Below are 20,020 nucleotides of genomic sequence, written 5' to 3'. Positions count from 1 at the left end.
GCAGACATGGCGCAGGTCGTTCTGGGCGGGATCGGGTCGGCGCTGGGCGGGCCGATCGGGGGCTTTATCGGCGGCGTGCTGGGGCGGGCGGCGGACAACTGGCTGGTCGCCGGCCTGTCGCCCGCGCGGCAGGTCGGGCCGAGGCTGGAGGGGCTGAAGCTGCAATCCTCGGCCGAGGGGGCGCCGATGGCCTGTGTCTTCGGCCGGGCGCGGGTGGTCGGGCAGGTGATCTGGGCGGCGCGCTTTCTGGAGCGCAAGGAGAAGCGGTCGGGCGGCAAGGGCGGTCAGAAGACGGTCGACTACGCCTATTCGCTGAGTTTCGCCGTGGCCCTGTGCGAGGGGCCGATCGACGGGATCGGCCGGGTCTGGGCTGACGGCCAGCCGATGGATATGGCGGGCGTGACGATGCGGCTGCATCGCGGGACTGAGGACCAACTGCCCGACCCGCTGATCGAGGCGGTGGAGGGGCGGGCGCCCGCCTATCGCGGGACGGCCTATGTGGTGTTCGAGGATCTGCCGCTGGACGCCTATGGCGACCGGCCGCCGCAGCTGGCGTTGGAGGTGTTCCGGCGGGCGCAGGGGGCGGCGCCGCAGTTGGAGGATCGGCTGGAGGGCGTGTGCCTGATCCCCGGCGCGGGGGAGTTCTGCCTGGCGACCGAGCCGGTGATGCGGCGCGAGGGGCTGGCGCGATCCACGCCTGAGAACGTGCATCTGACGGCGGGTCAGACGGACCTGGAGGCCTCGCTGGATCAGCTGACGGCCCAGGCGCCGAGGTTGAAGCGGGTCAGCCTGGTGGTCGGCTGGTTCGGCGATGACGTGCGGATGGGTCACTGCCGTATCCGACCGGGGGTGGAGCGACGGGACAAGCCGACCCGGCCGCTGGTCTGGAGCGTGACGGGGCTGGGGCGTGCGGACGCCCATCTGATCTCCCAGGCGGGCGGCGGCCCGGCCTATGGCGGGACGCCCTCGGACGACAGCGTGCGTCAGGCGATCCGGGCGCTGAAGGTGCGGGGGCTCGAGGTGACGCTGTATCCCTTCGTCTTCATGGACTGCCCCGGCTATCCGTGGCGCGGGCGGATCACGGGAATGGACGGGGCGGGGGCGACGGCTGAGGTCGCTGCCCTGTTCGGCGCGGCGGACGGATGGGGGCTGAGGCGGCTGGCGCTGCACTACGCCCGGATCGCGGCGGATGAGGGGGCGGACGGGCTGCTGATCGGCTCGGAGATGCGGGGGCTGACGTGGACGCGCGATGCCAGTGGCGGCTTTCCGGCGGTGGCGCAGTTCAGGGCGCTGGCGGCCGAGTGCCGGGCGGTGGTCGGGGCGCGCGTGAAGCTGAGTTACGCCGCCGACTGGTCGGAATATTTCGGCTGGCAAAGGGATGGGGAGGTGCGCTTTCACCTCGATCCTCTGTGGGCGGACCCGAACATCGATTACGTCGGCATCGACTGGTATCCGCCGATGGGGGACTGGCGCGGGGGCGCGGGTGGGCTGGACGCCGACGGTTTCAACGGGCCGTCGGACCCGGCCTATCTGGCGGCGCAGGTCGCGGGCGGCGAGGGGTATGACTGGTTCTACGCCAACGCGGCGGATCGGGCGGCGCAGCGGCGCACGCCGATCGAGGACGGCGCCCACGGCGAGGACTGGATCTGGCGCTACAAGGATCTGAAGGGCTGGTGGTCGAACCGCCATCATGAGCGCGTCGGCGGGGTGCGGCAGGCGTCGCCGACGGCTTGGGTTCCCGGGATGAAGCCGATCCGGCTGACCGAGTTCGGCTGTGCGGCGGTGGATCGCGGGGGCAATGCGCCGAACCTGTTCCAGGACTCCAAGAGCAGCGAGAACGCCCTGCCGCCGCACTCGACGGGGGCGCGCGACGACCGGATGCAGCGGCGTCTGATCGAGGCGGTGCTGGAGCATTATGCGCAGCCGGCGAACAACCCGGTCTCGGGCGTCTATGGCGGGCGGATGTTGGAAGGGGCGAACGTTTGGTGCTGGGACGCGCGGCCCTATCCGGCGTTTCCGGCGCTGGATGAGGTGTGGGCGGACGCGGGCGCCTGGCGCACGGGGCACTGGCTGAACGGGCGGATGGGCGGTGATGCGCGCGGGCTGATTGAGGCGATCCTGAAGCGAGGAGGGCTGTCCGAAGCGGACTTTACGGTCGGGGCGGTGGACGGCGGGGTGACCGGCTATGTCATCGACCGGCCGATGGCGACGAAGGACGCCCTGTCGCCGCTGGTTCAGGCGCTGGGGGTGACCACGGCCGAGCGCGACGGTCGGGCCGCCGTGCTGGGCGAGACGGCGCGGGAGATGACGCTGGATCAGGCGGCGCTGGCCCTGCCGGACAAGGGCGGGAGCGCGGCGGCGGATCGGCGATTGACGCCACGGCCCGGCGCGGCGCGGCTGCGTTTCATCGATGAGGCGGCGGACTATCAGCTGGGCGCGGTGACGGTACGCGGCGACGGCGAGGGCGGCGGGGTGGATGCGGCCCTGCCCGCCGTGGTCGGGGCCGGGCTGGCGACGGCGGCGGCGCAGCGGCTGTTGGCGGGCGAGGCGGCCGAGCGGCTGACGCTGAAGCTGGGGCCGCTGGAGGCGCTGAGGCTGGAGCCGGGCGATGTGACGGCGGTGGAGGGCCGTGCGGGCGACTGGCGCGTCGAGCGGCTGGACTGGGACGAGACGCCTAGCGCGGTGCTGGCTCCGTTGGTCGAGGTCGCCGTCGTGGATGCGCCGGAGGACTGGCGTGGGAAGGGCGGCGGGGCGGCGACCGTGGGGGCGCCGTTCCTGATGCTGTTGGACCTGCCGCCCCTGCCGGGCGAGGAGGCGGACGGGCGGCCCGTGGTCGCGGCGGCGGCCGAGCCCTGGACGCCGATGGCGCTGCATGGCGGGGGCTCGGTCGACAGTCTGACGCAGAGGGCGCTGGTGGAAACGCCCGCGACGGTGGGAACGCTGACGGCGCCCTTGCGGCCGGGCGTGGTCGGGCGCTGGGACGAGACGGGCGTGCTGAGCGTGAGGATCGAGGGGCAGGCGCCGCAGAGCCGGGCGGCGGAAGCGGTGCTGTCGGGCGCCAATCTGCTGGCGGTGCGCAGTGCAAATGGGTGGGAACTGGTGCAGTTCCGCCGGGCCGAGATGGTCGGCGGCGGCGTGTGGCGGTTGAGCGGCTTGTTGCGCGGACAGCTGGGGACGGAAGAGGCGGCCGCGCGCGGGGCGGAACCGGGGGCGCTGGTCGTGGTGCTGGAGCGCGGCATGGCGCGGGCTGAGGTGGATGCGGTCGAGCGCGGATTGCCGCGGATCTGGCGGGCGGGGCCTGTGGGTTCGCCGCCGGGCGGGGCGGGGACGACGGAGGCCGGCTTCGTCTGGAGCAACCGGAATGCGGCGCCGTGGCGACCGGCGCATCTGAAGGCGAGGCCGGAGGGCGGCGGATGGCGGTTGAGCTGGCTGTCGCGCGTGCGTCTGAGCGGCGACGGTTGGGAAGGTGAGCCGGTCGAGGTCGATCCGAGGCGGTTTCGGGTGCGGGTGCTGGACGGGGATGCCGAGCGTCGGGTCTGGGAGGTCGAGGAGCTGGCGGCGGTCTATGGCGCGGTAGAGGTCGCGGCGGACTTTCCCGGGGGCGTCGGCTCCGTAGCCAAGGTCGCCGTGGCCCAGTGGGGCGACGGGTACGGCTGGGGCGCGGAGGCGGTGGCGGGGCTGTGAGATACAAGGCCCTCTCCTGTTGGGAGAGGGCTTGAGCCTCCAAGAGCGAAGCGATTGGCTAAGGCGAAAGGGTGAGGGTTCGCGGCTGAAGTCGGCCGCAGGCCGTAGCTCGTCTTGCGCGACGGCTTGCGCCGACGGAGAGGACAAGCCCCTCACCCTTTTGCGCAAGAACGATCGCTGCGCTCTCGTGCGCTCAAGCCCTCCCCGCCGGGAGAGGGGGGCAGAAAGGCCTTTCGCCCCTTTCGGCGGGCGGGCGCATGGCTTAACTGACGCTCTGGTCTGTGTTGATCCGGAGTGGAGCGAAAATTGGCTGGCGATCCCTATCAGGAACTGGGCGTTTCCAAGGGCGCGAGCGCGGACGAGATCAAGAAGGCGTTCCGCAAGCTGGCCAAGGAGCTGCATCCCGACAAGAACCCCGGCGACAAGGCGGCCGAGGAACGGTTCAAGCGCATCACCGCCGCCTTCGACCTGCTGGGCGACGCCGAGAAGCGGGCGAAATATGATCGCGGCGAGATCGACGCCGATGGACGTGAGCAATTCCGAGGCTTCGGCGGCGGCGCTCAGGGCGGACGTCCGGGCGGCGGCGGTTTCGGCGGCTTCGGCTTCGGCGGGCGCGGCGAAGGCGGTCCCGGCGGGCGGGCCAGCTTCGACGACATCGATCTGGAAGAGATTTTCGGCGCCTTCGGCGGCGGGGCGCGTAACGCTGGGCGCGGGTTCGGCGGCGGGCGCGGGCAGGACGTGCGCGCTACGCTGGATATCAGCCTTGAGGACGCCATCGCCGGGACCACGCGCCGTATCCAGTTCTCGGACGGGCGGATGCTGGACGTGACCATCCCCAAGGGGGCGTCTGAAGGCCAGACCATCCGGCTGAAGGGGCAGGGCGCGCCCGGCCGCGGCGGTCAGGCGGGCGACGCGCTGATCGAACTGCGCATCCAGCCGCATCCGGTGTTCAAGCGCGACGGGGCCGATCTGACGATGGATCTGCCGGTGTCGGTTCCGGACGCGGTGCTGGGCGGCAAGATCCAGGTGCCGACGCCCGAGGGCGCGGTAATGATGACCATTCCCAAGGGCTCGAACTCGGGCAAGGTGCTGCGGCTGAAGGGGCGCGGCGCTTATGCGAACGGCAGGCGCGGCGACCTGATGGCGAAGCTGGTGGTGACGCTGCCCGAGACGCCGGACGACGAACTGGTCCGGTTTGCGACCGAATGGCGTGAACGCCGGCCCTACAAGCCCGGCCGTTGATGGCCTAAAGGCTTGGCCTTCCTCCTCTCCTGCGAGACTTCAGAGACTGACATGACGTCCAAGCCTGCCGCCAAGCCCGCTCGCCCCTGGTTCTCTGCCGGGCCGACGGCCAAGCGTCCGGGCTGGGAGCTGGCGAACCTGCCGACGAACCTGATGGGGCGGGGCATCCGCGCGCCGGAGGTGGTCGAGCGGTTCGCGCATGGACTGCGGCTGACGCGCGAGGTGCTGAGCCCGCCGGACGACTATGTCATGCTCTATACGCCGGGATCGGACACGGGGGCGGTCGAAGCGGCGCTGTGGTGCATGTTGGGCGAGCGGCCGGTGCAGGTGGTCGCCTATGAGAATTTCGGCCTGACCTGGCTGGCCGACGTCAAGGATCACCTGGGGCTGGATCCTGAGGCCCTGACGGCGCCGTGGGGCGATCTGCCGGACCTGGCGAGGGTCGACCCGGAGAAGGATGTGGTGTTTCCGTGGAACGGCACGACCTCGGGCGTACGCGTGCCGAACGGCGACTGGATCGCCGATGACCGCGAGGGGCTGACGATCTGCGATGCGACCTCGGCGGCGTTCGCGATGGACCTGCCGTGGGACAAGCTGGACGTGACCACCTTCAGCTTCCAGAAGGCGCTGGGCGGCGAGGCGGGCATCGGCCTGATGGTGCTGTCGCCGCGCGCCGTGGCGCGGCTGGACGCCTATCGCCCGGATCGGGCGGTGCCCAAGGTGCTGCGGATCGTCGACAAGAAGGGCTTTGATCGGACGCTGGCGGACGGGGTGGCGATGAACACCTTTTCGGTCCTGACCATCGAGGACTGGATCGACGCCCTGGACTGGGCGAACGCCGTGGGCGGCCTGCCCGCGCTGATCGCGCGCACCAACGCCAACTATGCGGCCCTGGCCGGGTGGGTGCAGCGGACCGACTGGATCGACTTCCTGCCGGAGCGGGAGGAAATCCGTTCGACCACCTCGGTCTGCCTGAAGTTCGTCGATCCGCGCATCGCGGCGATGGACGAGGCGGGCCAGAAGGCCTTCGTGAAGCGGTTCAAGGCGCTGCTGGAAGGCGAGGGAGCGGTCTATGACATGGAGCCGCATCGTTACGCCCCGCCGGGCCTGCGCCTGTGGTGCGGCTGCACGATCGAGACGGCGGACGTCGTGGCCGCGACGCCGTGGCTGGAATGGGCGTTCCAGACGGCGGTCGGCGAGTTGGCGGGATAATTCTGCACCTCATTCCGTGCGAGTGGGGCGACTCCGGACGATTCAGGGGTTATAGGCTCCCACCGCATTCTGGATTGCGGAGAAACGGTCTTGGCGAACGTCGCGGTGGTCGGCGCCCAATGGGGCGACGAGGGCAAGGGCAAGATCGTGGACTGGCTGTCCAATCGCGCCGACATGGTGGTGCGGTTCCAGGGCGGCCATAACGCGGGCCACACCCTGGTCGTCGACGGCAAGGTCTACAAGCTGGCGCTGCTGCCCTCGGGCGTGGTGCAGGGCAAGCCCTCGATCATAGGCAACGGCGTGGTCGTCGATCCCTGGCACCTGGTCGGCGAGATCGAGAAGATCCAGGCCCAGGGCGTGGCCATCACCCCCGACATCCTGACCATCGCCGACAACGCCTGCCTGATCCTGCCGATCCATCCGGCGCTGGACGTGGCGCGCGAGGCCGCCGCCAGCGCGCCGGGGGCCAAGATCGGCACGACCGGACGCGGCATCGGCCCGGCCTATGAGGACAAGGTCGGCCGCCGCGCCATCCGCGTCTGCGACCTGGCCAATGAAGAGGATCTGAAGGTCAAGATCGACCGCCTGCGCTCGCACCACGATCCGCTTCGCGCCGGTCTGGGGCTCGAACCGATCGACCCGGCGGCCCTGCTGGCGCAACTGCTGGAGATCGCGCCGAAGATCCTGCCCTACGTCAAGCCGGCGTGGCGCGTGCTGGATCAGGCCCAGAAGGCGGGCAAACGCGTGTTGTTCGAGGGAGCGCAGGGCGCCTTCCTGGACGTGGACCACGGCACCTATCCCTATGTGACGTCGTCCAACACGGTCGCCGGACAGGCGGCGGCGGGCTCCGGCATCGGTCCGCGCGGCGTCGGTTACGTGCTGGGCATCGTGAAGGCCTATACGACCCGTGTGGGCGAAGGGCCCTTCGCCTGCGAACTGAACGACGAGGTCGGCCAGCACCTGGCGGTGGTGGGGCGTGAGATCGGCGTGAACACGGGCCGGTCGCGCCGTTGCGGCTGGTTCGACGCCGTGCTGGTGCGCCAGTCGGTGGCGATCAACGGCATCGACGGCATCGCCCTGACCAAGCTGGACGTGCTGGACGGGCTGAAGACGCTGAAGATCTGCGTCGGCTATCGCATCAACGGCGAGGTGCTGGACTATCTGCCGTCCAGCCTGAAGGATCAGGCCTCGGCCGAGCCAGTGTTCGAGGAGTTGGAAGGCTGGACCGAGAGCACGGGCGGCGTCCGTAGCTTCAAGGATCTGAACGCCCATGCGCTGAAGTATGTGCGGCGGATCGAGGAGCTGATCGGCGCGCCGGTGGCCCTGCTGTCGACCAGCCCCGAGCGTGACGACACCATTCTGATGCGCGATCCCTTCCAGGGCTGAGTTTACATTCTGGCATAAGGCAACGACGCCTTAACCCGTCGAGCATAGGGTCGGGCTCTGGAATGGAGCTCGCCCCGTGTTCGCCCTAGACGCCAAGACGATGCAGAGGATCGCGCCGGTGGTGCGGCGCGTGCTGATCGTCGATCCCAATCCCGCCGCCGCGCGCCTGCTGATGGACCTGCTGAAGGGATTTGGGTCGCGCGAGGTGGTGGTCGAAGGCGACGAGTCGCGCGTGCTGGACCTGGCGCGGGAGATGGAGCCGGGGCTGATCTGCACCGAGCGGGCGGGGCCGAAGCTGGACGGCGAGGCTCTGGTGCGGCGTATCCGTCGCTCCAGCCTGTCGTGCCGGCGCGCGCCGATCATCATGGTCACAGCCGAGGCGACCGCCAGCGCCATCAAGGGCGCGCGGGACTCCGGCGTGCATGAGTTCCTGAGAAAGCCCTTCACCAGCGGTGACCTGCAGCGGCGGATCGAGAATCTGGCGACCAAGCCGCGCGACTGGGTCGAGGCGGTGGGCTATGTCGGACCGGACCGGCGGCGCTTCAACTCGGACGACTACGCCGGGCCGCAGAAGCGACGGGCGGACAAGCCGCGCTCGGGCGCCGAGGCCGCGGTGGCGGTCAAGGATCAGGCGATGCGGATCCTGTTCTCGGCCCTAACGCAGTTCGACAGCGACCCGTTGCAGGCCGTGCGGGCCATCAAGCAGCAGGCCGAGACGCTGAAGGCGCTGGCCATCAAGACGGGCGATGCGCCGCTGGCCATCGCCGCGGCCGGACTGGACACGGTGCTGGCCGCCGGAGCGCCGACCAGGGCTTCGCTGACGGCGCCGGTCCAGGCGGTGCTGAAGCTGGCGCCGCCCGAGACCCTGGCGCGGGCGGGTTAGGAGACGGGTCGACGTCAGGCGTCGACCAGATTGCGTTCTTCGGCGGCCGCGCGCATGGCCTTCTGCAGCTTTTCGAAGGCGCGGACCTCGATCTGGCGGACGCGCTCGCGGCTGACGCCGTACTGACCGGCCAGTTCCTCGAGCGTGACCGGGTCGTCCTTGAGCCGGCGCTCGGTCAGGATGTGCTTTTCACGGTCGGTCAGCTCTTCCATGGCCTCTTGCAGCAGGCCCATGCGGATCGACTTTTCCTCGCTCTCGGCCAGTTCGGTCTCCTGGCTGACGGCGTTGTCGTCGGCCAGCCAGTCCTGCCACTCGCTTTCGCCGTCGGCGCGCAACGGAGCGTTCAGCGAGGCGTCGCCGCCGAGACGGCGGTTCATGTCGATGACGTCCTGCTCGGTCACGCCCAGCTTGGTGGCGATGTGCGAGACGTGGTCGGGGTGCAGATCGCCCTCCTCGAAGGCCGAGATCTGGCTCTTGGCCTTGCGCAGGTTGAAGAACAGCTTCTTCTGCGCCGCCGTGGTGCCCATCTTCACAAGCGACCAGGAGCGCAGGATGTATTCCTGAATGGACGCGCGAATCCACCACATGGCGTAGGTCGCCAGGCGGAAGCCCTTGTCGGGATCGAATTTCTTGACGGCCTGCATCAGGCCGACGTTGCCTTCCGAGATCACCTCGCCGATCGGCAGGCCGTAGCCGCGATAACCCATGGCGATCTTGGCCACGAGGCGCAGGTGAGAGGTCACGAGACGGTGGGCGGCCTCGGTGTCCTGGTGTTCGCTCCACCGCTTGGCGAGCATGAACTCCTCGTCCTTGGTCAGCATGGGAAACTTACGGATTTCCGTAAGATAACGGGACAGTCCCTGTTCGGGCGACATCACCGTCAGCGTATTGTTGGCCATATGGTCCCTCCGGCTGCATGAGCTGGCGCTACGGTTCCGACCACATGACGTGCATCTTCACCTCGCCCCTCAACTGACAAGATGGGAATCCGTTGCCCGAAGCGGAAGGGGCGGATTGTCCCAATTCGGCGGCGACGGTCCGTCGTCGTCGATCAGTTATCTAGCACAGATGTTGTTGCGAATAAAGCGGCGCGCTCCGGGGCCGCCTCAGAGGTCGGCCAGAAGGGCTTCCAGGCGTTGCATGTCCTCGGGCGGAGCGGTTTCGAAGCGTAGCGCCTGACCGGTCACAGGATTGACGAAGCCGAGGACGGCGGCGTGCAGGGCCTGGCGTTTCAGCCCGGCCGCCTCGACGGCGGCGCGGACGGGGGCGGAGGGGCTGCCCGAGCCGTAGACGGGATCGCCGAGCAGGGGCGCGCCTCTGGACGCCATGTGGACGCGGATCTGGTGGGTGCGGCCGGTGTGGAGAGTGCAGGCGACGCGGGCGGCCAGGGGGGCGTTCGAGGCCTTGGGCGGGCGGCCGAAGGTCTGCTGGACCACATAGTCGGTGATCGCCTCGCGTCCGCCGGAACGCAGCACGGCCATCTTCTTGCGGTCGCCGCTGGAGCGGCCGATCTGGGTCTGGATGCGGCCTTTCTCGGGCGTGGGGGCTCCGCGCGTGAGAGCCACATAGGTGCGTTCGATGTCATGGGCGGCGAACAGGGCGGACAGGCCGACGTGAGCGCGGTCGGACTTGGCGGCGACCATGACGCCCGAGGTGTCCTTGTCGAGGCGGTGGACGATGCCGGGGCGGGCGACGCCGCCGATGCCGGACAGGCTGTCGCCGCAATGCGCCAGAAGCGCGTTGACCAGGGTGCCGGTCTCGCAGCCGGGCGCCGGGTGGGCGGCCATGCCGGGCGCCTTGTCGATGACGATCAGGTCGGCGTCCTCGAACAGAACCGTCAGGGGAAGGGATTCGGGTTGCGGCGTCGCCGGCGCGACAGGCGGCAGGGCGACGGCGTAGAGGCCGGGTCGGGCCTTGGCCGAGCCGCTGGAGACGAGCTGCCCGTCGCGGGTCACGGCGCCGTCGGCCAGCAGGGCCTGAAGCCGGGCGCGCGACAAGGCGGGGAAGGCCTCGGCCAATGCCTTGTCCAGGCGCACGCCGGAGGCGTCGATGCGCGCCTGCATCACCTCGACGGCGTCGCGGGTCGCCTCCTCAAGCGTTTCGTCATCTTCCGTCAGCAAGGGTTCATCGGCCATAGGGCGAAATAGCATGGCTTGCGCAGAGAGGCGTCATCGGTCCTTGAGCGCACGCAATACGCCCTGGAGGGGCCGAAGATGAAGTCGCTGATCGCCGCTGTTGTCGCCGTATCGGGCGTGGTCCTGCTGTCGGGCTGCGCCACCATGAACGAGGACCAGTGCCTTGTCGGCGATTGGGGCGGTCAGGGCTGGCGCGACGGCGCGGCCGGACGCCAGGTCAGCCGCCTGGACGATCACGCCAAGGCCTGCGCCAAATACGGGGTGGCGCCGAACATGAGCGCCTACCTGGCCTCGCGAGAGGACGGGTTGCGGACCTATTGCACGTGGGAGAACGGCTTCCGGCAGGGTCGTGAAGGGAACAGCTATGGGGGAGTCTGCGCCCCGGCCGAGGAGCGCGACTTCCTGCCCGCCTATGAGGACGGACGACGCATCCATGCGGTCGAGCAGGCGGTGAGCTCGGCGGAGAGCGCATTGAACTCGGCGATCAGCCGCATCGGCAATCGCGAGGACAAGCTGGAAGCCAAGCAGCGCGAACTGCGGCAGGAAGGACTGACCGATGAGGAACGTCGTCGCATCCGCGACCGTATCCGCGAGGTGCGCGAGGAAATCCGCGTGGCTCGCCGGGATGCGCGCCAGGCCGAGGAGGCGCTTCGCTACGCCGAGATCGAGGCGCGGGCGGTGCGCGGCGCGATCGGCGGCCGCTACGGCGTCTGGTGAAGATGAAAACGCCCGCCTCCATCGACTGGAGGCGGGCGTTTCCGTCCGATCAGGACGTAACCGGCGATCAGCCGATGCGCGGGTCCAGTTCGCCCGAAGCGTAACGTTTGGCCATCTGGGCGGTGGACAGGGGCTTGATCTTCGAGGCCTGGCCTTCGCAACCGAAGGCCTGATAGCGCTCGATGCACAGCTTGCGCATGGCTTCCTTGGCGGGCTTCAGATAGGCGCGCGGGTCGAACTCGCCCGGCTTCTCGGCCAACACCTTGCGGATGGCGCCGGTCATGGCCATGCGGTTGTCTGTGTCGATGTTGACCTTGCGCACGCCGTTCTTGATGCCGCGCTGGATTTCCTCGACCGGCACGCCCCAGGTCTGGGGCATCTGGCCGCCATACTGGTTGATGATGTCCTGCAGGTCCTGCGGCACCGAGCTTGATCCGTGCATCACCAGGTGGGTGTTGGGCAGGCGGCGGTGGATTTCCTCGATCACGTTCATGGCCAGGACTTCGCCGTCCGGCTGACGCGTGAACTTGTAGGCGCCGTGCGAGGTGCCCATGGCGATGGCCAGGGCGTCGACCTTGGTGGCCTTGACGAAGTCGACGGCCTGATCCGGGTCGGTCAGCAGGGCCGAGTGGTCCAGCTTGCCTTCGAAGCCGTGGCCGTCTTCGGCCTCGCCCATGCCGGTCTCGAGGCTGCCCAGAACGCCCAATTCGCCCTCGACCGAGACGCCGCAGCTGTGGGCCATCTCGGTGACGCGGCGGGTGACGTCGACGTTGTAGTCGTAGGAGGCGGGCGTCTTGGCGTCTTCTTCCAGCGAGCCGTCCATCATCACCGAGGTGAAGCCGTACTGGATGGCGGTGGCGCAGGTGGCGGGGCCGTTGCCGTGGTCCTGGTGCATGCAGACCGGGATGTGCGGATACAGTTCGACCAGAGCGTCGATCAGCCGGGTCAGGACGATGTCGTTGGCGTAGGAGCGGGCGCCGCGCGAGGCCTGGATGATGACCGGCGCGTTGACGGCGTCGGCGGCCTCCATGATGGCCAGGCCCTGCTCCATGTTGTTGATGTTGTAGGCGGGCAGGCCGTAGTCGTGCTCCGCCGCGTGGTCGAGCAGTTGTCGCAGCGTGATGCGCGCCATGGATAGTCTCCTGAACCGGTTATGATTTTGCCCGACCTCTTAGCCGTTCGGGCGGGGGAAGTCACGCCGGGTTACAGCGCCGCGGCGTAGTGGACTTTGTGCGCTGAAGCTCTAAGGGGTTCCGACGCGTGAACAGCGTCAGACCAAGGAGCGGCCATGGGCCAGAATGATGATGCGCTGGACGAGGACGGCGGCGGTTTCGACGTCGACGACTGGTCGCGGCTGACGCCCTTCGCCGGCGCTGTGGCGACGCTGGATGACGTCCAGGCGGGCAAGGCCGTCTTCGCCCTGGGCGATACGGAAGAGGCGCGCGTCATCGACATGGAACTGCCTCAGCCGGTCATCTGGTGGGAGGAGGACGGCGAGCAGGCGGCCGTGATGGTCCAGGCCGAAGCCCACGTCGGGCCCGACGGCGATCTGATGGAAGTGCTGGGCTTGATCCTGCCGGACGGCGGCGGGGCGGTGGCCCTGCTGGACGATGTCGATCTGGTGGACGACACCGATCCGACGTGGCGCGATCTGGTCGCGCGCGCCGTCGATATGGACGGCGAAGACTAAAGCTTTGGACATCAGGGGCGAGGGCCGCGAACAGCCCTCGCCTTGACGTTTTTAGGCGGCGCGCAGGGCTTCGACGCCCGGCAGAACCTTGCCCTCCATCCATTCCAGAAAGGCGCCGCCCGCGGTGGAGACGAAGGTCATGTCGGCGGCCGTGCCCGCGTGGTTTAGGGCCGCGACGGTGTCGCCGCCGCCGGCCACGGCGACCAGCTTGCCGGCCTTGGCCAGTTCAGCGGCGTGTTTGGCGGCCTCGACCGTGGCCTTGTCGAAGGGCGGAACCTCGAACACGCCCAGCGGGCCGTTCCAGATCAGGGTCTTCGACAGGTCCATGGCGCGGTTCAGGCGGGCGACCGTCTCCGGCCCGGCGTCCAGGATCAGGTCGTCGGCGGCGATGCGATCCAGAGCGCGCACGCCCGACTCGATGCCCGGCTTGACGCCCTTGGCCACCACCACATCGACCGGCAGCAGCAGTTCGCAGCCCTGACGGCGGGCTTCCTCGATGATCTCGCGGGCGGTGTCGGCCAGATCCTTCTCGCACAGCGAACCGCCGACATCGACGCCCTGGGCGAACAGGAAGGTGTTGGCCATGCCGCCGCCGATGGCCAGGTAGTCGAGCTTGGCGACCAGGTTCTTCAGCAGGTCGAGTTTGGTCGAGACCTTGGCACCGCCGACGATGCCGATGACCGGCTTCTGCGGCTTGCCGAGCGCCGCATCCAGCGCCTCAAGCTCGCGCGCCATGGCGCAACCGGCATAGGCGGGCAGCAGGCGGGCCAGGCCTTCGGTCGAGGCGTGGGCGCGGTGCGCGGCCGAGAAGGCGTCGTTGACGTAGAGGTCGCCCAGTTCCGCCAGCTGCTGGGCGAAGGCCGGGTCGTTCTTTTCCTCGCCCTTGTGGAAGCGGACGTTCTCCAGCAGCAGCACGCCGCCCGCGTCCAGATCGGCCACGGCGGCCTTGGCCTCATCGCCCACGCAGTCGTCGGCGAAGCGCACGGGGCCGTGCAGCAGCAGTTCCAGCGGTTGAACGACAGGCTTCAGGCTCATCGACGGCACGCGCTCGCCCTTGGGACGGTCGAAGTGGGCCAGCAGCACGACCTTGGCGCCCGCCTCGCGCAGGCGGTGGATGGTCGGCAGGGCGGCCTTCAGTCGGGTGTCGTCGGTGACGTTCCCGTCCTCCATCGGCACGTTGAAGTCCACGCGGACCAGGGCGGCCTTGCCCGAAAGGTCGGAAACGTCGTCGAGGGTGCGGAAGGTCATCGGTGATCCGTCTTTTGATCTGGGCGGCGGGCCCGTCGTCTTGAAACAAGGGGCTCTCAGCCGTTCGGCGAGAGCCCCTCATAGGTCAGCAGTCTGTCAGGCGCGAGGCCGGATCAGAGGAACTTCGCCATCACCAGGGCGGTGTCGGCCATGCGGGTCGCGAAGCCCCACTCGTTGTCGTACCAGGTCAGGACGCGGGCCAGCTTGCCGTCGACAACCTGCGTCTGGGGCAGGGCGGCGGTCGAGGAGGCGGCGACGTGGTTCAGGTCGACCGAGACCAGCGGGTCGGTGGTCGTGGCCAGGACGCCGCTCATCGGGCCGTTGGCGGCGGCCAGCAGGGCGGCGTTGATTTCCTCGACGGTGACTTCGCGGCCGGCGACGACCTTCAGGTCGACGACCGAGACGTTCGGGGTCGGGACGCGGATCGACGAGCCGTCCAGCTTGCCCTTCAGTTCCGGCAGGACCAGGCCCAGGGCCTTGGCGGCGCCGGTCGAGGTCGGGATCATCGACAGGGCGGCGGCGCGGCCGCGGTACAGGTCCTTGTGCATCGTATCTAGCGTCGGCTGGTCGCCGGTGTAGGCGTGGATGGTGGTCATGTAGCCGCGCTCGATGCCGAACAGGTCGTGCAGCACCTTGGCCACGGGGGCCAGGGCGTTGGTCGTGCACGAGCCGTTGGAGACGACGATGTCGTCGGCCGTCAGGGTCTCATGGTTGACCTTGAAGACGATGGTCTTGTCGGCGCCGTCGGCCGGGGCCGAGACCAGCACGCGCTTGGCGCCCGCCTTCAGGTGAGCCGAGGCCTTGTCTTTCGAAGTGAAGATGCCCGTGCATTCCAGGGCGATGTCCACCTTCAGCTCGGCGTGCGGCAGGTTGGCCGGATCGCGCTCGGCCGTGACCTTGATCTTGCCGGTGCCGACGTCGATCCAGTCCTCGCCCGTCGTGACCGTGCCGGGGAAGCGGCCGTGCACCGAGTCATAGCGGAACAGGTGGGCGTTGGTCTCAACCGGACCCAGGTCGTTGATCGCCACGACCTCGATGTCCTTGCGGCCGTGCTCGACGATGGAGCGAAGGACGAGGCGGCCGATGCGGCCGAAGCCGTTGATGGCGACGCGAACGGTCATGGGGCGAGGTCTCCTGAACCAAGGGTTATTTATGATTGGCGCCTTAGTGGGACGGAGCGCGCGCGGTTGCAACCCCGTCGCCGTAACAAGGCCCGTAACAAGGTATGATCGCCTGTAACCGTCGGGGCGCGGCCCAGCCCTTCAGCAGCAGCGGAAGCCGCCCCCTTCGCCAAACCGCCGCGCCTCATGCAGGCGGAAGAAGGCGGTGCGGTTCAGCGGTTCCTGATCCGGGTGGGTCGCCTTCGCATGGGCGACATAGGCGTCATAATCCGGCTGGCCGATCATCAGCCCGGCGGTGCGGCGGGCGTCCTTGCCCCACCGCACCAGAGTGTCGCGACAGGCGCAGAGCAGATCCGCGCCTCCGGTTGTCGCCGAGGATGAAGAGGGCCTAGGCACGGGCGATGTCCATGGCTTCGTCGGCCAGGGTCAGCTCATGCTCGGCCGGGGTTTCGACCACGGTCGGGCGATCGGACTTCAGCGCCTTGAGGCAGGCCCCGACGCCATAGACCACGACCGTCAGCACCACGAACAGGAAGCCCGCCGTCAGCGCCGAGTTGACGTAGTCGTTGACGATGACGCGGTGCATGTCGCCGATGGTCTTGGCCGGGGCCAGGATCTCTCCGGCGGCCATGGCGTCCTGATACTTCCGGGCATGGGCCAGGAAGCCGATCTTCACGTCGGGGTGGAACAGCTTCTGCAGCCCCGCCGTGACCGTGCAGATCAGTAGCCAGACCGCTGGGACCGCCGTGGCCCAGGCGAACCTCTGCCGCTTCATCTTGAACAGGACGACCGTGCCCAGGATCAGGGCGACCGCCGCCAGCATCTGGTTGGCGATGCCGAACAGGGGCCACAAGCTGTTGATCCCGCCCAGGGGATCGACCACGCCGGTATAGAGGAAATAGCCCCACAGCCCGACCGTCAGGGCCGTGGCCACGACGTTGCCGGTCCAGGAATGGGTCTGGCGCATCTTCGGCACGGCCATGCCGAGCAGATCCTGGATCATGAAGCGGCAGACGCGGGTGCCCGCATCGACCGTGGTCAGGATGAACAGGGCCTCGAACAGGATGGCGAAGTGGTACCAGAAGGCCATCATGGCCTCGCCGCCGATGACGCCCGACAGGATGTGGGCCATGCCGACGGCCAGGGTGGGGGCGCCGCCCGCGCGCGACAGGATGGAGTGCTCGCCCACCTGTCGGGCCAGGTTCTCCAGCTCGGCCGGGGTGATGTGGAAGCCCCACTGGGCCACGGCGGCGGCGGCGGATGCGGCGTTGTCGCCGATGACGGCGACCGGGCTGTTCATGGCGAAATAGACGGCCGGGTCCAGCACGGTGGCGGCGATCAGGGCCATGATGGCCACGAAGCTTTCGCACAGCATGGCGCCGTAGCCGATCAGCGGGATCTGGTTCTCGTTCTCCAGCAGCTTGGGCGTGGTGCCGGACGAGATCAGGGCGTGGAAGCCGGACACGGCCCCGCAGGCGATGGTGATGAACAGGAAGGGGAACAGGGCGCCCGAGAAGACTGGCCCGGTTCCGTCGATGAAGGGGGTGATGGCGGGCATCTGGATGTGCGGTCGCACGATCAATATGCCGACGGCCAGGGCGACGATGGCGCCGATCTTCAGGAAGGTGGACAGGTAGTCGCGCGGGGCCAGCAGCAGCCACACCGGAATGACCGAGGCGATGAAGCCATAAGCCATCATGGCGATGGCCAGCGTCGTGCCCGACAGGGTGAAGGCCGGACCCCAGAAGGGATCAGCCGCAATATGGCCGCCGCCGATGATGGCCAGGACCAGCAGCACCACGCCGATCACCGACACCTCGCCCACGCGGCCGGGCCGCAGATAGCGGGTGTACAGACCCATGAAGACGGCGATGGGAATGGTGGCGGCGACGGTGAAGGTGCCCCACGGGCTCTCGGCCAGGGCCTTGACCACCACCAGGGCCAGCACGGCCAGGATGATGACCATGATCATCAGCACCCCGACCTGGGCGATGACGCCGGGGATGGGCCCCATCTCGGTGCGGACCATGTCGCCCAGCGAGCGACCGTCGCGTCGGGTCGACATGAACAGGACGATCATGTCCTGCACCGCCCCCGCCAGCACGGCGCCGACCAGAATCCACAGCACGCCCGGCAGATAGCCCATCTGCGCCGCCAGCACCGGCCCGACCAGAGGGCCTGCGCCCGCGATGGCTGCGAAGTGGTGGCCGAACAGGACGTTGCGCGGCGTCGGGACGTAATCCAGCCCGTCATTGTGTCTAACGGCGGGCGTGGGCCTGCGGGCGTTCAGCCCCAGCACCTTTCCGGCCAAATAGCGGGCGTAGAAGCGGTAGGCGATGGCGTAGACGCACAGCGCCGCGACCACGATCCAGACGGCGCTGATGCTTTCGCCTTGGTGCAGGGCGATGACGGCGAGGGACACGGCCCCCAATATGGCGATGGCGCCGAATATCAGCGCCGTCTTGAGCTTGCCCATGGCGAACGGTCCTCCGGGTCGACTGGGTGCGACCTTTCGCCTTTTTTGGACCCTAATCGCGCCCGGCGCCAATCGACAAAAGTCGAAGAAGCTTGGCTGCGGGCATGGCTAATGTTTCGACCCTCTCCCATCAGGAGAGGGAGAAGGATTACGGAGCGACCACCCGCACCTTGCTCGCCGCCTCGGTTGCACGCGCACGCGCCTCGTCCGTGTCGGCGCCGCGCGCCAGGGCCACGCCCATGCGGCGGCGCTCGAAGGCCTCTGGCTTGCCGAACAGGCGCAGGTCGGCGGTCGGGACCGACAGGGCTTCGGCCACGCCCTCGAACACCACGCCTTCAGCCTCCATCCCGCCGTAGATGACGGCGCTGGCGCCCGGTTCGCGTAGGGTCACGTCGACCGGCAGGCCCAGAATGGCGCGGGCGTGCAGGGCGAACTCGCTCATGGTCTGGGTGGCCAGAGTCACCAGCCCGGTGTCGTGCGGGCGCGGCGACACCTCCGAGAACCAGACGTCATTGCCCTTCACGAACAGTTCGACGCCGAACACGCCGAGGCCGCCCAGCGCCTCCGTCACCTTGGCCGCGATGGCCTGCGACGCTTTCAACGCCGCCTCGCTCATGGCCTGCGGCTGCCAGCTTTCGACATAGTCGCCCTTCTGCTGGCGGTGGCCGATAGGCGCGCAGAAATCGGTGCGCACCGCGCCGTCGCGTAACGACCGCACCGTCAGCAGGGTGATCTCATAGTCGAAGTCGATGCTGCCCTCGACGATGACGACGCCGCCCGCGACCCGCCCCGAGGCTTCGGCATAGGCCCAGGCGTCGGCGACGCCCTCGGGGCCTTCGACATAGGACTGGCCCTTGCCCGAGGACGACATGACCGGCTTGACGAAGCAGGGAAAGCCCACGGCCTGCGCGTCCGCCGCCAGCTCCTCGGCCGAAGCAGCGAAGGCGTAGGGGCTGGTCGGCAGGCCCAGTTCCTCGGCGGCCAGACGACGGATGCCCTCGCGGTTCATGGTCAGCTGCGTCGCCCGCGCGGTGGGGATGACGCGGGCAAGACCCGCCGCGTCGATGCCGGCCAGCACGTCGGTGGCGATGGCCTCGATCTCGGGCACGATGATGTGCGGCGCCTCGGCCAGGATGACGCCGTTCAGCACCTGGGCGTCGGTCATGGGGATGACGTGGCTGCGGTGCGCCACCTGCATGGCCGGAGCGTTGGCGTAGCGGTCGACCGCGATCACCTCGGCGCCGAGGCGCTGCAGCTCGATCGCGACCTCCTTGCCCAGTTCGCCCGAGCCCAGCAGCATGACGCGCGTGGCGTGGTCGGTAAGCGGCGTGCCGATCTTCATGGCGTCAGGCTCCGAAAAGTCGTTCAGGTTCCCGGCGCGGCCGGAACCGCATAGAGGCGGCGAAACGCGTCCAGCGCCGCCCCGTGATAGATGGTGGCGTGGCTTTCGGCCGGGCGCGGGGTGAAGTCCCATTTGACGCCGGGCAGGGCGTGGTCGCGCAGATTGGCGGTCAGCACGTCCATCGGCGCCTGCATCATCTCGCCCTCGTCGCCGAGCGTCAGGATCAGGGTGCGCGGGTCGTTGGAGTGGTCGCGCAGATGGGCGCCGGACTGCTGGGCCAGCCTGCCGCCGTCCCACCACAGGCTGGGGCTGACGGCGACATAGGCGTCGAACATCTGCGGCTCTTTCAGGAAGGTCTCGACCACGAACAGGCCCGCCAGAGACTCGCCCATCAGCGCCGTCTCGCCGCTGGCGCGCAGGCGGCTCTCGATGAAGGGCTGAACCTCTTCGCCGATGAAGCGACGGAAGCGGTCGGAATGCCCCTGCGTCGGATAGCGGGCGATCAGTTCGGCGTCTTCCGTCGGCAGGGCCAGTTCGTTGCGACGGTCGACCGAGGCGACGCCGACGACGATCACATCGCGGGTCGTGCCGACGATGGTTCCCAACTGGGCGATGCCCGAGATGTGGTGGAAGTCCTGATCCTGGCCGCCGTCCAGCACATAGAGGACCGGATAGGTCTGGCCGCTTTCAGCATATCCGGGCGGCAGCCAGACGTTGATCTCGCGCGTCTGACCCATGACGGCCGAGGGCAGGGCGTAGGACCGGCCGATGACGATGGGCGTCTCGGCGACGGCGGGCGCGTCCTCGGCCGGTGCGGCGAGAGCGGTCGCGCCGCCCGCCATCGACAAGCCGAGGCTTATTGCGAGGGCGAGGCGGCGCATGAG

At 68.8% G+C, this 20,020-nt stretch carries 16 protein-coding genes; 7 read left to right on the top strand and 9 right to left on the bottom strand.

Annotated elements, in window-relative coordinates:
* Positions 1 to 6 precede the first annotated feature (6 nt).
* The 5 genes from V8J38_RS13790 (at position 7) to V8J38_RS13770 (ending at position 8,407) form a co-directional block, all read left to right on the top strand.
* On the top strand, positions 7 to 3,684 hold the full coding sequence (locus tag V8J38_RS13790) for a baseplate multidomain protein megatron (RefSeq protein ID WP_338576424.1): 3,678 nt from the start codon (positions 7 to 9) through the stop codon (positions 3,682 to 3,684).
* 306 nt (positions 3,685 to 3,990) lie between these two features.
* Positions 3,991 to 4,926, top strand: a complete 936-nt coding sequence (locus V8J38_RS13785) for a J domain-containing protein (protein ID WP_291777978.1) — start codon at positions 3,991 to 3,993, stop codon at positions 4,924 to 4,926.
* 51 nt (positions 4,927 to 4,977) lie between these two features.
* Positions 4,978 to 6,138 (top strand): phosphoserine transaminase, encoded by a 1,161-nt coding sequence (locus V8J38_RS13780; RefSeq protein ID WP_338576422.1) that lies wholly within the window; start codon positions 4,978 to 4,980, stop codon positions 6,136 to 6,138.
* A gap of 90 nt (positions 6,139 to 6,228) precedes the next feature.
* Positions 6,229 to 7,524, top strand: coding sequence for an adenylosuccinate synthase (locus tag V8J38_RS13775; protein ID WP_291777984.1), 1,296 nt, complete (start codon positions 6,229 to 6,231; stop codon positions 7,522 to 7,524).
* A 76-nt stretch (positions 7,525 to 7,600) separates the two neighbouring features.
* The gene (locus V8J38_RS13770) at positions 7,601 to 8,407 is read left to right on the top strand and encodes a response regulator (protein WP_291777987.1); all 807 of its coding nucleotides are present in this window, start codon (positions 7,601 to 7,603) and stop codon (positions 8,405 to 8,407) included.
* 14 nt (positions 8,408 to 8,421) lie between these two features.
* Here V8J38_RS13770 and rpoH read toward each other — a convergent pair whose 3' ends face one another.
* Both rpoH and V8J38_RS13760 read right to left on the bottom strand, forming a co-directional pair.
* Entirely contained in the window at positions 8,422 to 9,306 is an 885-nt protein-coding gene (gene rpoH / locus V8J38_RS13765) for an RNA polymerase sigma factor RpoH (RefSeq protein WP_291777990.1), read from the bottom strand.
* A 207-nt stretch (positions 9,307 to 9,513) separates the two neighbouring features.
* Entirely contained in the window at positions 9,514 to 10,542 is a 1,029-nt protein-coding gene (locus V8J38_RS13760; protein ID WP_338576419.1) for an RluA family pseudouridine synthase, read from the bottom strand.
* A 78-nt stretch (positions 10,543 to 10,620) separates the two neighbouring features.
* On the opposite strand from V8J38_RS13760, the gene V8J38_RS13755 reads away from it, so the two are divergent.
* Positions 10,621 to 11,259, top strand: coding sequence for a DUF2799 domain-containing protein (locus tag V8J38_RS13755; RefSeq protein WP_338576417.1), 639 nt, complete (start codon positions 10,621 to 10,623; stop codon positions 11,257 to 11,259).
* A gap of 67 nt (positions 11,260 to 11,326) precedes the next feature.
* Here the strand turns inward: V8J38_RS13755 and fba are convergent, their stop codons facing one another.
* Positions 11,327 to 12,391, bottom strand: a complete 1,065-nt coding sequence (gene fba, locus V8J38_RS13750) for a class II fructose-bisphosphate aldolase (RefSeq protein ID WP_338576415.1) — start codon at positions 12,389 to 12,391, stop codon at positions 11,327 to 11,329.
* Positions 12,392 to 12,547: 156 nt separating this feature from the next.
* Between fba and V8J38_RS13745 the strand changes: the two genes are divergently transcribed.
* Positions 12,548 to 12,949 (top strand): hypothetical protein, encoded by a 402-nt coding sequence (locus V8J38_RS13745; RefSeq protein WP_338576413.1) that lies wholly within the window; start codon positions 12,548 to 12,550, stop codon positions 12,947 to 12,949.
* 51 nt (positions 12,950 to 13,000) lie between these two features.
* Here V8J38_RS13745 and V8J38_RS13740 read toward each other — a convergent pair whose 3' ends face one another.
* The 6 genes from V8J38_RS13740 to V8J38_RS13715 form a co-directional block, all read right to left on the bottom strand.
* Entirely contained in the window at positions 13,001 to 14,197 is a 1,197-nt protein-coding gene (locus V8J38_RS13740) for a phosphoglycerate kinase (protein WP_338576411.1), read from the bottom strand.
* A gap of 113 nt (positions 14,198 to 14,310) precedes the next feature.
* Entirely contained in the window at positions 14,311 to 15,318 is a 1,008-nt protein-coding gene (gap, locus tag V8J38_RS13735) for a type I glyceraldehyde-3-phosphate dehydrogenase (protein ID WP_200168597.1), read from the bottom strand.
* A 141-nt stretch (positions 15,319 to 15,459) separates the two neighbouring features.
* The gene (locus V8J38_RS13730; RefSeq protein WP_338576409.1) at positions 15,460 to 15,714 is read right to left on the bottom strand and encodes a YbdD/YjiX family protein; all 255 of its coding nucleotides are present in this window, start codon (positions 15,712 to 15,714) and stop codon (positions 15,460 to 15,462) included.
* Positions 15,707 to 17,794: a carbon starvation CstA family protein gene (locus tag V8J38_RS13725; protein WP_338576407.1), complete on the bottom strand. Its 2,088-nt coding sequence runs from the start codon at positions 17,792 to 17,794 to the stop codon at positions 15,707 to 15,709. The genes V8J38_RS13730 and V8J38_RS13725 overlap by 8 nt, the downstream gene beginning before the upstream one ends.
* A 148-nt stretch (positions 17,795 to 17,942) precedes the next feature.
* The gene (purT, locus tag V8J38_RS13720) at positions 17,943 to 19,136 is read right to left on the bottom strand and encodes a formate-dependent phosphoribosylglycinamide formyltransferase (protein WP_338576405.1); all 1,194 of its coding nucleotides are present in this window, start codon (positions 19,134 to 19,136) and stop codon (positions 17,943 to 17,945) included.
* A 23-nt stretch (positions 19,137 to 19,159) separates the two neighbouring features.
* Positions 19,160 to 20,017, bottom strand: coding sequence for an alpha/beta hydrolase (locus V8J38_RS13715; protein ID WP_338576403.1), 858 nt, complete (start codon positions 20,015 to 20,017; stop codon positions 19,160 to 19,162).
* Positions 20,018 to 20,020 lie beyond the last annotated feature (3 nt).

The sequence above is a fragment of the Brevundimonas olei genome (assembly GCF_037055245.1).
GTDB lineage: Bacteria > Pseudomonadota > Alphaproteobacteria > Caulobacterales > Caulobacteraceae > Brevundimonas > Brevundimonas olei.
The sequence above is the reverse complement of the archived record's forward strand: the minus strand, read 5'-3'. Positions and strand labels throughout refer to the sequence as shown.

Coding starts and splice junctions, on each gene's coding strand:
- V8J38_RS13725 (WP_338576407.1), bottom strand. CDS start 17,794: ATGGGCAAGCTCAAGACGGCGCTGATATTCGGCGCCATCGCCATATTG.
- V8J38_RS13745 (WP_338576413.1), top strand. CDS start 12,548: ATGGGCCAGAATGATGATGCGCTGGACGAGGACGGCGGCGGTTTCGAC.
- V8J38_RS13715 (WP_338576403.1), bottom strand. CDS start 20,017: ATGCGCCGCCTCGCCCTCGCAATAAGCCTCGGCTTGTCGATGGCGGGC.
- V8J38_RS13780 (WP_338576422.1), top strand. CDS start 4,978: ATGACGTCCAAGCCTGCCGCCAAGCCCGCTCGCCCCTGGTTCTCTGCC.
- purT (WP_338576405.1), bottom strand. CDS start 19,136: ATGAAGATCGGCACGCCGCTTACCGACCACGCCACGCGCGTCATGCTG.
- V8J38_RS13740 (WP_338576411.1), bottom strand. CDS start 14,197: ATGACCTTCCGCACCCTCGACGACGTTTCCGACCTTTCGGGCAAGGCC.
- rpoH (WP_291777990.1), bottom strand. CDS start 9,306: ATGGCCAACAATACGCTGACGGTGATGTCGCCCGAACAGGGACTGTCC.
- V8J38_RS13755 (WP_338576417.1), top strand. CDS start 10,621: ATGAAGTCGCTGATCGCCGCTGTTGTCGCCGTATCGGGCGTGGTCCTG.
- V8J38_RS13790 (WP_338576424.1), top strand. CDS start 7: ATGGCGCAGGTCGTTCTGGGCGGGATCGGGTCGGCGCTGGGCGGGCCG.
- gap (WP_200168597.1), bottom strand. CDS start 15,318: ATGACCGTTCGCGTCGCCATCAACGGCTTCGGCCGCATCGGCCGCCTC.
- fba (WP_338576415.1), bottom strand. CDS start 12,391: ATGGCGCGCATCACGCTGCGACAACTGCTCGACCACGCGGCGGAGCAC.
- V8J38_RS13760 (WP_338576419.1), bottom strand. CDS start 10,542: ATGGCCGATGAACCCTTGCTGACGGAAGATGACGAAACGCTTGAGGAG.